Annotated in this window: 11 protein-coding genes; 9 read left to right on the top strand and 2 right to left on the bottom strand. The window is 59.8% G+C overall.

Features of this window, described 5'->3' with window-relative positions; translation table 11 throughout:
- From NV64_RS21800 to emrB, 4 genes are all read left to right on the top strand, one after another.
- A partial coding sequence (locus NV64_RS21800) for an MFS transporter (RefSeq protein WP_101506767.1) occupies window positions 1-814 on the top strand: 814 nt, incomplete at its 5' end.
- Window positions 815-1,121: 307 nt separating this feature from the next.
- Window positions 1,122-1,652 carry a transcriptional repressor MprA gene (mprA, locus tag NV64_RS21795; protein WP_056238538.1) on the top strand — a complete coding sequence of 177 codons (531 nt, stop codon included), beginning with the start codon at window positions 1,122-1,124 and terminating at the stop codon, window positions 1,650-1,652.
- 155 nt (window positions 1,653-1,807) lie between these two features.
- Window positions 1,808-2,980, top strand: coding sequence for a multidrug efflux MFS transporter periplasmic adaptor subunit EmrA (gene emrA / locus NV64_RS21790; protein ID WP_056238536.1), 1,173 nt, complete (start codon window positions 1,808-1,810; stop codon window positions 2,978-2,980).
- Window positions 2,981-2,997: 17 nt separating this feature from the next.
- Window positions 2,998-4,557, top strand: coding sequence for a multidrug efflux MFS transporter permease subunit EmrB (gene emrB / locus NV64_RS21785; RefSeq protein ID WP_101506766.1), 1,560 nt, complete (start codon window positions 2,998-3,000; stop codon window positions 4,555-4,557).
- 304 nt (window positions 4,558-4,861) lie between these two features.
- Here the strand turns inward: emrB and NV64_RS21780 are convergent, their stop codons facing one another.
- Entirely contained in the window at window positions 4,862-5,893 is a 1,032-nt protein-coding gene (locus NV64_RS21780) for a tRNA/rRNA methyltransferase (RefSeq protein WP_056238526.1), read from the bottom strand.
- A 263-nt stretch (window positions 5,894-6,156) separates the two neighbouring features.
- Between NV64_RS21780 and trxC the strand changes: the two genes are divergently transcribed.
- The 5 genes from trxC (at window position 6,157) to NV64_RS21755 (ending at window position 11,991) form a co-directional block, all read left to right on the top strand.
- Window positions 6,157-6,576, top strand: a complete 420-nt coding sequence (gene trxC, locus NV64_RS21775; RefSeq protein WP_101506768.1) for a thioredoxin TrxC — start codon at window positions 6,157-6,159, stop codon at window positions 6,574-6,576.
- Window positions 6,577-6,693: 117 nt separating this feature from the next.
- A complete protein-coding gene (locus NV64_RS21770; RefSeq protein WP_056238523.1) occupies window positions 6,694-7,422 on the top strand; it encodes a tRNA-uridine aminocarboxypropyltransferase in 729 nt (242 codons plus the stop codon).
- Window positions 7,423-7,494: 72 nt separating this feature from the next.
- A complete protein-coding gene (locus NV64_RS21765; protein WP_101506765.1) occupies window positions 7,495-10,161 on the top strand; it encodes a bifunctional acetate--CoA ligase family protein/GNAT family N-acetyltransferase in 2,667 nt (888 codons plus the stop codon).
- A 98-nt stretch (window positions 10,162-10,259) separates the two neighbouring features.
- Complete coding sequence (gene pssA, locus NV64_RS21760; protein WP_056238518.1) at window positions 10,260-11,615, top strand: CDP-diacylglycerol--serine O-phosphatidyltransferase; 1,356 nt, start codon at window positions 10,260-10,262, stop codon at window positions 11,613-11,615.
- 55 nt (window positions 11,616-11,670) lie between these two features.
- A complete protein-coding gene (locus NV64_RS21755; protein WP_056238515.1) occupies window positions 11,671-11,991 on the top strand; it encodes a YfiM family lipoprotein in 321 nt (106 codons plus the stop codon).
- 30 nt (window positions 11,992-12,021) lie between these two features.
- On the opposite strand, the gene NV64_RS21750 is transcribed toward NV64_RS21755, so the two are convergent.
- Window positions 12,022-13,323, bottom strand: a complete 1,302-nt coding sequence (locus NV64_RS21750; RefSeq protein WP_056238513.1) for an MFS transporter — start codon at window positions 13,321-13,323, stop codon at window positions 12,022-12,024.
- Window positions 13,324-13,715 lie beyond the last annotated feature (392 nt).

The following is a 13,715-nucleotide window of genomic DNA, read 5'->3' as shown; positions in this document are numbered from 1 at the left end:
CACCCTTGCCGCGCCGGAAAAACGCGGTAAAACCGTGGGCACGGTGATGAGCGGCCTGCTGCTGGGGATCCTGCTGGCGCGGACCGTGGCCGGCGGGCTGGCCCAGCTGGGCGGCTGGCGCACCGTGTTCTGGGTGGCCAGCGTGCTGATGGTGCTGATGTCGCTGGCGCTGTGGCGCTGGCTGCCGCGCTATAAGCAGTCGGTGCCGCTCAACTATCCGCAGCTGCTCGGTTCGATCGGAAGCCTTTATCTGCGCCATCCGATCCTGCGCACCCGGGCGATTACCGGCTGCCTGGCCTTCGCCAACTTCAGCGTGCTGTGGACCTCGATGGCGTTTCTGCTGTCGTCGCCCGAGTGGGGCTATTCCGAAGGTCAAATCGGCCTGCTCGGCCTGGTCGGCGCCGCCGGTGCGCTGGCCGCGCGGCAGGCGGGCAGCCTGGCGGATAAAGGCAAAGCGCGGCTCACTACCAGCGTCGGGCTGATTATCCTGCTCGCCTCCTGGGGCCTGACGGCGCTGGGCGCGCACTCGCTGCTGGCGTTGATTCTCGGCATTATCCTGCTGGATCTGGCGGTGCAGGGCGTGCATATCACCAATCAGAGCGTGATTTACCGCCATATGCCGGAAGCCCGCAACCGGCTGACCGCCGGCTATATGACCTGCTACTTCATCGGCGGTGCCGCCGGTTCGCTGCTCTCCGCCTCCGCCTACCAGACCGCAGGCTGGTATGGCGTCTGTGCGATCGGCGCGGCGTTAACGTTGCTTAACATTGTCAACTGGTGGCTAACCCGCCACCACGAAGCGGTTGCCGGGTGATTTTTCGCAAAAAGAATGAAGTTTTTTCGGGTTTTAGCCGCTTTTCTCAGAAATATCTCTCTGGTAAGGTGAGTCGAAATTTATTCATGCAGGTGACTCTTTCAGATGCAATTAATTAGCCTGACAGGAGAAATACCGCGATGAACGGCAATCAACGCTGCCATACCGTAGCGCACTGGGTTATGGAGTGACCCGGAAATTACAGATGAGGGTCACGGCGTTCGGACAACGTTTCCGATCCACGTGGATGACCAGAGTGCACGCTCATCGTTTATCTATACATTGCAACAAGTGAGGTCCCTTTATAATGGAAAGTTCTTTTACGCCCATTGAACAGATGCTTAATTTTCGTGCTAACCGCCAGAAAGATTTCCCGTTGCAGGAGATTATGCTGACCCGTCTGTGCATGCACATGCAAAGTAAGCTGTTGGATAATCGCAATAAAATGCTCAAGGCGCAGGGAATCAACGAAACGCTGTTTATGGCGCTGATCACGCTGGACGCGCAGGAAGACCACAGCATTCAGCCCTCGGAGCTGAGCTCTGCGCTGGGTTCTTCACGTACCAACGCCACCCGTATTGCCGATGAACTGGAAAAACGTGGCTGGATTGAGCGCCGTGAAAGCGAAAACGATCGTCGCTGCCTGCACCTGCATCTGACGCCTAAAGGCAATGAGTTCCTGCGCCAGCTGCTGCCGCCCCAGCACCAGAGCCTGCAGCTGCTGTGGTCTTCCCTGAGCGATTCGGAAAAATCTCAACTGGAAGGTATCACCCGCAAACTGCTGAACCGTCTCGATCAGATGGACGAAGAAGGCGTGATTGCTTCGCTGTCACGTTAAATGTTCCACTGATAGCATAATGTGCGACAAACGCCTTTCCAGAAATCGGTAGTTTATCCCTCCAAAATAAAAAAACATGCCAGCGCTCACCCGCTGGCATTTTCGATTCGGGCGCAGGCCGCCCACTAATGATGGCAAGAAGAATGGAGAACACCATGAGTGCAAATGGGGTGACGCAGGACCCGCAACAGCCGCAGGGGAAGAAAAAGACGCGTAAACGCGCGCTGCTGCTGCTGGCCGTTCTGTTGGTAATTATCGCGGGAGCGTATCTGATTTACTGGTTCCTGGTACTGCGCCATTATCAGGAAACGGATGACGCCTATGTAGCAGGAAACCAGGCGCAGGTGATGGCTCAGGTGTCAGGAAGCGTTAATAAAGTCTGGTTTGATGATACCGATTACGTCAAAAAAGGCGACCTGCTGGTAACGCTGGACCGCACCGACGCTGAGCAGGCGTTTGAAAAAGCGCAGACCGCGCTGGCCACTACCGTGCGCCAGACCCACCAGCTGATCATTAACGGCAAACAGTACCAGGCAACCATCGCACTGCAGCAAACCGCGCTGGAGCAGGCTCAGGCGGATCTCAAGCGCCGCGAGCCGCTGGGTGCCGCTAACCTGATCGGCCGTGAAGACCTGCAGCACGCCCGCGACGCGGTAGCCACCGCCAAAGCGCAGCTCGACGTGGCCCTGCAGCAGTACAACGCCAATCAGGCGATGATCCTTAACACCTCGCTGGACAATCAGCCGGCGGTGAAACAGGCGGCCGCCGAACTGCGTGACGCCTGGCTGGCGCTGCAGCGCACCAACGTGGTCAGCCCAATCAACGGCTACGTGTCACGGCGCAGCGTGCAGGTCGGTTCGCAGATCACCACCAGCACCCCGCTGCTGGCGATCGTGCCGGCCGATAACCTGTGGGTGGATGCGAACTTTAAAGAGACCCAGCTGGCAGGCGTGCGCATCGGCCAGCCGGCCACGGTGGTCAGCGATATCTACGGCGACGACGTGGTGTATCACGGCAAAGTGGTTGGCCTGGATATGGGTACCGGCAGCGTGTTCTCACTGCTGCCGGCGCAGAACGCCACCGGTAACTGGATCAAGGTGGTGCAGCGCCTGCCGGTACGTATCGAGCTGGACCCGCAGCAGGTGGCACAGCATCCGCTGCGTATCGGCCTGTCGACGCTGGTAAAAGTCGATACCGCCAACCGCGACGGCGCGGTGCTGGCCACCAGCGTGCGCAGCAAACCGGCCTATGAAAGTGACGCGCTGGCGCTGGATCTGGCTCCGGCCAATCAGCTTATCGCGGACATTATCCGTGCCAATGCCGGCTAACCCCGCAAGAGGCTGATATGGCACAAAAACCGCTTGAAGGCGCGCAGCTGGTCCTGATGACCATTGCGCTGTCTCTGGCCACCTTTATGCAGGTGCTGGATTCGACCATTGCTAACGTCGCCATCCCGACCATCGCCGGTAATCTGGGGGCCTCTAACTCCCAGGGTACCTGGGTAATCACCTCATTTGGCGTGGCCAACGCCATCTCGATCCCGATCACCGGCTGGCTGGCAAAACGCTTTGGTGAGGTGAAGCTGTTTATGTGGTCGACGATCGCCTTTGCCCTCGCCTCACTGGCCTGTGGCCTGTCGGAAAGTCTGACCATGCTGATCGTCTTCCGCGTGATCCAAGGGTTGGTGGCCGGGCCGTTAATCCCGCTGTCGCAGAGCCTGCTGTTGAGCAACTACCCGCCGGCGAAACGCAGCGTGGCGCTGGCGCTGTGGTCGATGACCGTGGTGGTGGCACCGATCTGTGGCCCGATCCTTGGCGGCTGGATCAGCGACAACTATCACTGGGGCTGGATTTTCTACATCAACGTGCCAATTGCCATCATCGTGGTGGCGCTGGCGCTGCAGTCGCTGCGCGGTCGTGAGACGGCGACGGTGATCCGGCCAATCGACACCGTAGGGCTGGTGCTGCTGGTGGTGGGTATTGGCTGCCTGCAGGTGATGCTCGACCGCGGTAAAGAGCTGGACTGGTTCAGCTCCGGCGAAATTATCGTGCTGGCGGTGGTCGCCGCCGTGGCGCTGGCGGCGCTGCTGATCTGGGAGCTGACCGACGATCACCCGATCGTGGATTTATCGCTGTTTAAGATGCGGAACTTCACCATCGGCTGCCTGTCGATCAGCCTCGCCTACATGCTCTACTTCGGCTCGATCGTGCTGCTGCCGCAGCTGCTGCAGGAGGTGTATGGCTATACGGCCACCTGGGCCGGGCTGGCATCGGCACCGGTCGGCATTCTGCCGGTGCTGCTGTCGCCGATTATCGGCCGCTTCTCGCACAAGCTGGATATGCGCATGCTGGTGACCTTCAGCTTTATTATGTATGCGGTGTGCTTCTACTGGCGCGCTTATACCTTTGAGCCGGGGATGGACTTTGGCGCGTCGGCCTGGCCGCAGTTCGTGCAGGGGTTTGCGGTGGCCTGCTTCTTTATGCCGCTGACGGCAATTACCCTCTCAGGGTTACCGCCGGAGCGACTGGCGGCGGCCTCCAGCCTGTCGAACTTTACCCGCACGCTGGCGGGTTCGATCGGTACCTCGATCACCACCACGATGTGGACCGATCGGGAGTCGATGCACCACGTGTATTTAAGCGAGTCGATCACCCCGTATAACGCCAACAGCCAGCAGGTCTACAGCCAGCTGGAGAGCATGGGGATGAACCACGATCAGGCTTCCGCCTGGATTGCGCAGCAGATTACCAATCAGGGGCTGATTATCTCGGCCAATGAGATCTTCTGGGCTTCCGCCGGGGTGTTCCTGGTGCTGCTGGCGCTGGTGTGGTTCGCCCGGCCGCCGTTTGGTGCAGGAGCGGGCGGTGGCGGCGCGCGCAGCGGTGGCGGTGGCGGCGCTCACTGATCGCTGTTCCTGCGTGATAGCAGCGGGGTGCACAGCCCCCTGTTCCACTGTAGACAGCGACGGCTGACGCGATCTCTGCGGCAGAGGCGTAAACAGGGTTAGAAAGTGATGAAGAGACGGAAGCTGATGCAGATGCAGAGAAAGATGCAGATATCATGACAGCGTTGCAGACAGCAAAATGGGCCCTCTCGGGCCCATTTTTTTACCTCTGATTCTGTCTCTGGCCAGGCCGTCATTATCACCTGCCCGTGGTGAGGCATCGCGCCCCACCCGCCAGCGCGGTTAACCCGCGCACAACAGAATATCAGACGTTCTGACGCCACCATTCGGCCAGCAGAATACCGGTCGCCACGGAGACGTTAAGGCTCTCCACGTTGCCGGTACCGCCGATCGAGACGCTGAGGTCGCTCTGCTCGAAGGTGCTGTCAGACAGACCATCACGCTCCTGGCCCAGTACCAGTACCATTCTGGCCGGCAGTTCTGCCTGCGCCAGCGTGACGCCCTGGTGACTGGAGGTGGTGACGATGGTGTATCCCGCTTTACGGAACGCATCAAGGCCCGCCGCAAAGCTCTCACCGCTGATTGCCTGCACGTGCTCCGCGCCGCCTTCAGCGGTACGTACCGCCGCACCGGACTCCAGCAGCGACGCGTCCTGCACCAGCAGCCCCTTCACGCCAAAGTGCGCGCAGCTGCGCATAATGCCGCCAAGGTTGTGTGGGTTGCCCACTTCTTCCAGCGCCAGCACGCAGTCTTTCTGGCCGGCCTGCGCCAGCCATTCGCTGACCGGCATACCGAAGCGTTTTTTAATCAGGAAGCAGACGCCGCCGTGATGCTCGGTTCCGGAGGCTTTCTGCAGCTCGGCTTCATCCACGGTGTGGTAAGCCTTGCGGTTAGCCGCCATATATTTTAACGCTTCACGGAAACGAGGCGTAACGCTCTGTACAAACCAGGCGCGCACGATCGACTCCGGACGGCTCTGGAACAGCGCCTGACAGGCATTTTCGCCGTACACGCGGGTCTCTTCCAGACGCTGACGGCGCAGCTGCTCAGGGTCGATAAAACTTTTACCGCTAATACCGCCGTGGTCCGGCTTGTCATCGGCAACCGCCGCGCCAGGCGCACGGGATACGGTGCGCCACGGCGAGTCAGAACGCCCTTCGTCGCGGTCGCGCCCGCCACGTGGCTTGCTGTCTGCACTGCGTGAAGGACGGCCTTTGGGATCCGGGCGAGGGCCCTTACCGGTACGTGGATTGTGCCCACGCTTGTCACCATCATCTTCACCGCGGACATACATCACTTTGACTTTACCGCTCTTACCTTTAAATTCGTCGTTCATTTTTCCTCCACCGGGCTGAGCGCGAAGCGCGCAGATTACCTGATGTCACAACAGTTAGCTATCAACTTCCAATAAAACGCCCGCGGCAACGCCCGTGCCGGGTTTTCCGGCCCGCACCCGCCGTCTGCAGATTGTCAGACCTTACCTATTATACCTATTGAACAAACCGCTTTGTCGCTATCGGGCCAACATCGCATAATAAATTTACTCTACTGCAGAATAAGGTAAGTGAGCGCTTACCATAACGATCGCTGAGGTGAATGATGAAAACGGTTTGTGCATCCTGCCAGTCAACCAATCGCGTCCCTGAAGAGCGGGTGAATGACGGGGCAAAATGCGGCCGCTGCGGCGACGCGCTGTTTGCCGGCCAGGTGGTGGATGCCACCACCGCCACGCTGGATAAATATCTGCAGGACGACCTGCCGGTAGTGGTTGATTTCTGGGCCCCCTGGTGCGGCCCGTGCCGCAACTTCGCACCGGTGTATGAAACCGTGGCGCGCGAACGCAGCGGCAAGGTGCGCTTTCTGAAGGTGAATACCGAAGACGAACGCGCGCTGAGCAGCCGCTTTCGCATCCGCAGCATCCCGACCATTATGGTGTTTAAACAGGGCGAGGTAGCGGATATTCTCAGCGGTGCGATGCCCAAAGCGCCGTTTGACGAGTGGCTGAACGAGAACCTGTGATCCCTGCCTGAACACCTCTGCAGCCACGCCGCCCGACACCCGCAGCTTTCCGGCCGGGCATACCCGGCCGTTATCCGCTAGAATGGCGTTTTCGCTGATATCACTCCATCTCCTACTATGACCGATAATGCCGTTCTTCGTCTGCGAACCGCGCGACTGGCCCGTGCCACCCGCCCTTTTCTCGCCCGTGGCAACCGCGTGCGGCGCTGCCAGCGCTGCCTGCTCCCTGAGAAAAACTGCCTGTGCGACACTCTGGCACCGCAGCAGGCGCGCAGCCGTTTCTGCCTGGTGATGTTCGACAGCGAACCGATGAAACCGAGCAATACCGGGCGGCTGATCGCCGATATTCTGCCGGAGACCGAGGCGTTTGGCTGGTCACGCACCGATCCGGACCCGGCGCTGCTGGCCACCGTCCACAACCCTGACGTGCAGCCGCTGGTGGTGTTTCCCCACAGCTATGCCGACCCCGGCCGGCCGGTGCTGCACGCTCCGCCGCTGAGCGGGAAACCGCCGCTGTTTATTATGCTCGACGGCACCTGGACCGAAGCGCGCAAGATGTTCCGCAAAAGCCCGTGGCTGGACGCGATGCCGGTGATGTCACTCAACCTGACCCGCCCTTCTAACTACCTGCTGCGCGTCGCGCACGCCGCCGGGCAGCACTGCACGGCCGAAGTGGCTGCCGAGCTGCTGTTGCAGGCCGGGGATACCGCCGCCGGAGAGGCGCTGTTTCAACACTTCGACCTGTTCCGCCAGCGCTACATGGCTGGCAAACCGCACCACCCGCTCTATCCGGCCGCCGGCGGTGAGAAAGGCAGCGATGACGAAAATCAATCCGCGATCGCTTAACTGAGCAACAGGCCAGCATCCTGCGCCAGGCCGGTGTAGAATCAGGCGGATGGTATCCCTGAGGGAGCGAAGATGAGCCAACGTGGATTAGAAGCGCTGCTGCGACCGAAGTCGATAGCGGTGATCGGTGCCTCAACCCGGCCGGAGCGCGCCGGGTATCTGATGATGCGCAATTTACTCTCCGGCGGCTTCAGCGGGCCGGTACTGCCGGTCACGCCGAAGTATAAAGCGGTCTGCGGCGTGCTGGCCTGGCCGGACGTCGCCAGCCTGCCGCTGTCACCCGACCTGGCGATCCTCTGCACCCACGCGCGGCGCAACCTGGAGCTGCTGGCGGCGCTCGGTGAGCGCGGCTGTAAAGCCTGCATCATCCTCTCTTCACCCGCCAGCCAGGCCGCCGAACTGCAGGCCTGCGCCAGCCGCTGGCAGATCCGCCTGCTTGGCCCCAACAGTCTTGGCCTGCTGGCCCCCTGGCAGGGGCTTAATGCCAGCTTCTCACCGGTGCCGATCCAGCAGGGTAAGCTGGCGTTTATTTCACAGTCCGCCGCGGTTTCTAATACGATTCTGGACTGGGCGCAGCAGCGTAATCTGGGATTCTCCTGGTTTATCGCGCTGGGTGACAGCCTGGATATTGATGCCGACGACCTGCTCGACTTCCTGGCGCGCGACGGCAAAACCAGCGCCATCCTGCTCTATCTGGAGCACCTTAGCGACGCGCGGCGTTTTGTTTCCGCCGCCCGCAGCGCCGCCCGCAATAAACCGATTGTGGTAATCAAAAGCGGCCGCAGCCCGCACGCCCAGCAGCTGCTCAAATCCCACGGCGGGATGGATGCCGCCTGGGATGCCGCCATCCAGCGCGCCGGGCTGCTGCGGGTACATGACACCCACGAGCTGTTTTCCGCGGTAGAAACCCTCAGCCATATGCGGCCACTGCGCGGCGAGAAGCTGATGATCGTCAGCAACGGTGCCGCGCCGGCCGCGCTGGCGCTCGATGCGCTGGACGAGCGTAACGGCAAACTGGCGACGCTCAGCGAGCCGCTGCTCAGCGCGCTGCGTGAACTGCTGCCTGAGGGCGTCACCCCCGGCAATCCGCTCGATCTGAAGGATGACGCCACGCCGGAGCGCTATACCCGGGCGATCGCCCTGTTGCTCGACAGCCACGACGTGGATGCGCTGCTGATTATCCACGCCCCCAGCGCCGTCGCACCGGCCACGCTCACCGCTCAGCGAGTGATTGAACAGCTCCGCCAGCATCCGCGCAGTAAGCAGCTGGCACTGCTGACCAACTGGTGCGGTGAGCACTCCTCGCTGGAGGCTCGCCGGCTGTTCAGCGACGCCGGCATCCCAACCTATCGCACCCCGGAAGGGACGGTCACCGCCTTTATGCATATGGTGCAATATCGCCGTAACCAGAAGCAGCTGCGGGAAACCCCGGCGCTACCGCCTAACCTGACCGCCAACACCCAGGACGCCCACCGGCTGATTCAGCAGGCATTGCAGCAGGGGCCGGTGACGCTGGACACCCACGAGGTGCGGCCAATCCTGCAGGCATACGGTCTGGCCACACTGCCCACCTGGATCGCCGGCGACAGCGCCGAAGCGGTGCATATCGCCGAACAGATTGGCTACCCGGTGGCGCTGAAGCTGCGTTCGCCGGATATCGCCCACAAGTCGGAGGTGCAGGGGGTGATGCTCTACCTGCGCACGCCGGCAGAAGTGCAGCGGGCGGCGGACGCGATTATCGACCGGGTGAAGATGACCTCACCGCAGGCGCGCATTCACGGGCTGCTGGTGCAGAGTATGGCGAACCGCGCCGGTTCACAGGAGCTGCGCATTGTGGTGCAGCAGGATGCGCTGTTTGGCCCGGTAATTATGCTGGGGGAAGGCGGCGTCAGCTGGCACGCCGACCGCCAGGCGGTGGTGGCGTTACCGCCGTTGAATATGACGCTGGCACGCTATCTGGTCATCCAGGCGATCAAACGCGGCAAAATTCGCGGGCGCAGCGCGCTGCATCCGCTCGACGTGGCCGAGCTGAGCCGGGTGCTGGTGCAGGTGTCAAACCTGATCGTCGACTGCCCGGAGATTACACGTCTGGATATCCATCCGCTGCTGGCCACCGGCGATGAGTTTACCCTGCTGGACGTGACGCTGGAACTGGCAGAATTCCACGGCAGCGCCGAGGACCGGCTGGCGATTCGCCCCTACCCACAGCGTCTGGAGGAGCGGGTGATCCTCAAGGACGGGCAGCCCTGCCTGTTTCGTCCGATCCTGCCGGAAGATGAACCGCTGCTGCAGCAGTTTATTGGCCGGGTGACCAAAGAGGATCTCTACTACCGCTATTTCAGCGAGATCAACGAGTTCACCCATGAAGATTTAGCCAATATGACCCAGATCGATTACGATCGTGAAATGGCGTTCGTCGCCGTCCGTCAGCATAACGGCAGCGAGGAGATTATCGGCGTTACCCGTGCGATCTCCGATGCCGACAATACCGATGCTGAATTCTCAGTGCTGGTCCGCTCCGATCTGAAAGGGCTGGGCATGGGCCGCCGCCTGCTGGAAAAGATGATCGGCTACACCCGCGACCACGGGCTGCAGCAGCTTAACGGCATCACCATGCCGGCCAACCGCAGCATGGTGGCGCTGGCCCGCAAGCTGGGGTTTAGCGTGGACGTGCAACTGGAAGATGGCATTGTCGGGCTTTCGCTGGCGCTGCAGGCTGCCGCCGGTATGGAAAAGTAAATCTCACGCCTTTTCTGCGATCTGGTGGTATTATTCGGGGTTAGGATCTTGATTTTATGGCAGGTGCCATTCAATGAACAGAGAAGAAACGCACCGTGATGTTGTCAAATTTTAAACGCAATAAACACCAACAGCACCTTGCGCAACTGCCAAAACTGTCACAGTCAGTTGCCGGTTTCACCACGCTGTTTTCTCCGGCTGATTTTCGCCAAACGTTACTGGAGAAGATCGCGACGGCAACCCGGCGCATCTGTATCGTCGCCCTCTATCTGGAAAACGATGACGGTGGCAGGAGCATCTTCTCGGCGCTGTACGAGGCTAAGCGGTTGCGCCCTGAGCTGGAAATCAAGGTGCTGGTTGACTGGCACCGCGCCCAGCGCGGTCGTATTGGCGTGGCCGCCGGTGCCACCAATGCCGACTGGTACTGCGAGATGGCCACCCGCCACCCCGATATCGCCATCCCGGTCTACGGCATTCCGGTCAACACCCGTGAGGCGCTCGGCGTACTGCATCTGAAGGGCTCGATCGTCGACGACACCCTGATTTACACCGGCGCCAGCTTTAACGATGTCTACCTGCACCAGCATCAGCGCTATCGCTACGATCGCTATCAGCTGATCGCCAATCCGCAGCTGGCCGATACCATGATCGACTGGATCGACAACAACCTGATTCAGGCCGAGGCGGTGCATCGTCTGGACCAGCACGAACGCCCGAAAAGCCCGGAAATTAAAAATGAAACCCGGCAGTTCCGCCAGGACCTGCGCGGCTATGACTATAAGTTTAAGGGTGATGCCGGCAATGAAGTACTGGCCGTGACGCCGCTGGTAGGCCTTGGCAAACACAGCCTGCTGAATAAAACCATTTATCACCTGATGCCGTGCACCGAGCAGAAGCTGACCATCTGCACCCCCTACTTCAACCTGCCGGCGATCCTGGCGCGCAACATTATCGCCCTGCTGCGCCAGGGAAAACAGGTTGAGATCATCATCGGCGATAAGACCGCCAACGACTTCTATATACCGGAGGATCAGCCGTTCAAAATCATCGGTGCGCTGCCCTACCTGTATGAGATTAACCTGCGCCGCTTCCTCAGCCGCCTGCAGTACTACGTCAGCGCCGGTCAGCTGACCGTGCGGTTGTGGAAAGACGGTGAAAACAGCTATCACCTGAAGGGCATGTGGGTCGACGAGGAGTGGATGCTGATTACCGGCAACAACCTCAATCCGCGCGCCTGGCGTCTGGACCTGGAAAATGCGGTGCTGATCCACGATCCGCTGCAGCAGCTGGCCGAACAGCGCGAGCATGAACTGCAGCTGATCCGTCAGCATACCACGGTGGTAGAACACTTCCGCGATCTGCAAAGCATCGCTGACTATCCGTTGAAAGTGCGCAAACTGATCCGACGCCTGCGGCGCATCCGTATTGACCGGCTGATCAGCCGCATCCTCTGAGCATTGCCACCTTGGTCAGGCCCTGTTTTTACAGGGCTTTTTTACAGGAGTCCGCATGCGTCATCTTTTACCCCTGCTGTTGCTCTGTTGTAGCGGCTGCACTCATCTGGCGCAGGATCGCTGGACCGGGCGCGACAAAGCACAGCACTTTATCTCTTCCGCTTTCCTCACCGCCGCCGGTAATGCTTACGGCGAGCACCAGAACTGGAGCGAAGGGCGCAGCGCCACCTTCGGCCTGATGTTTGCCATCAGTCTGGGCGCAGGGAAAGAGCTGTACGACAGCCGGGAGGGCGGCACCGGCTGGAGCTGGAAAGACTTCGCATGGGACGTAGCCGGTGCCGCCACCGGCTACAGTCTGTGGAACCTGACACGCTAACGTGTTGGTCGGTGAGATCTGCGCTGCGGGTTACAGTTTCAGCCCTTTGCCACGGCGATGCAGCATCAGTGAAACGGCAAACGCCACGGCACCGAGAAGTGAGACATACCAGAAGAAGCTGGTTTCACTGCCAGCCGCTTTCAACGACAGCGCGACATACTCCGCCGAGCCACCAAACAGCGCATTAGCCACCGCATAAGAGAGCCCAACGCCGAGCGCACGCACCTGTGGCGGAAACATTTCAGCCTTAAGAATACCGCTGATCGAGGTGTAAAAACTGGTAATCAGCAGTGCCAGCATCACCAGCGCAAACGCCAGCAGCGGGCTGCTGACGCTCTGCAGCAGCGTCAGGATCGGCACGGTACAGACTGCCGCACAACCACCAAAGATCAGCATAGAGTTACGCCGGCCAATTTTATCGGAAAGACTACCGATCAGCGGTTGCAGCAGCATAAAAATAAACAGTGCCGCGGTCATCAGCATGCTGGCGGTTTTATGATCCATGCCCGCGGTGTTCACCAGGTACTTCTGCATGTAGGTGGTGAAGGTGTAGAAGCTCAGCGAGCCACCGGCGGTAAAGCCCAGCACCATAATAAACGCACGGCGGTGCTGCCACAGGCCCCGCAGCGATCCTGCATCTTTATGCTTGCGGGTCGCCGCGTCGGAGGTTTCATTCAGCGAGCGCCGCAGGTAAAGCGCAACAATCGCCAGCACAGCCCCCAGCGCAAAAGGAATGCGCCAGCCCCAGCTGCGCAACGCCTCATCAGACAGCACCTGTTGCAGCACTACCACCGTTAGCAGCGCCAGCAACTGGCCGCCTATCAGGGTAACGTACTGAAAAGAAGCGTAAAATCCTTTACGCCCTTCAACTGCCACCTCACTCATATAGGTGGCACTGGTACCGTACTCGCCGCCTACCGACAGCCCCTGGAACAACCTTGCCAGCAGCAGCAGCGCCGGTGCCCAGACGCCAATAGTGGCATAACCGGGCAGGCAGGCGATGACCAGCGAGCCAAAACACATCATACAGACCGAGATCAGCATCGAGGTTTTACGCCCGTGCCTGTCGCCGATGTAGCCAAACAGCCAGCCGCCGATAGGCCGCATCAGAAAGCCGGCGGCAAATACGCCAGCGGTTTGCAGTAGCTGCGTGGTGGTGTTACCGCTGGGGAAAAAGATATGTGCAAAATAGAGCGAACAGAACGAATAGACGTAGAAGTCGAACCACTCCACCAGGTTACCGGAAGAGGCGCCAACGATAGCGCGAATACGTTGTTGCGGGGTAAGCGAATCAGCGGCGTTAGCCGACAGCTCAGAGATGGACTCAGCCATGATTTATCCTCGTTAGTTAACCTTCTTAGCCTGATAACGGCGGCATCCTGCCGCAGAGATGTAAGAAAAATCTGTCTATAAGATTATGTTTTATAGGTTCTTTAAGCATTTACCGCCATTTGATTATGGCACAGTAAACGTATTACGCCTGTTCGAGTTAGGCAGGGTTAGCAGGAGGATGCTCTGAATAACCAGAGAGTGCGAGCTATCATATCGCAACGTTTTGGCTGGATGATTTGAAAGAAAGAGAACTGCCTCTTGCTTTATTCGCCGAAACTGAAGACGCAAAAAAGCCCCATGCTTTCGCATGAGGCTTATTGCTTAATTTGATGCCTGGCAGTTCCCTACTCTCGCATGGGGAGGCCCCACACTACCATCGGCGCTACGGCGTT

This window comes from Erwinia sp. B116 (assembly GCF_002865965.1).
GTDB lineage: Bacteria > Pseudomonadota > Gammaproteobacteria > Enterobacterales > Enterobacteriaceae > Erwinia.
This window is presented reverse-complemented; position numbering and strand designations above follow the sequence as displayed.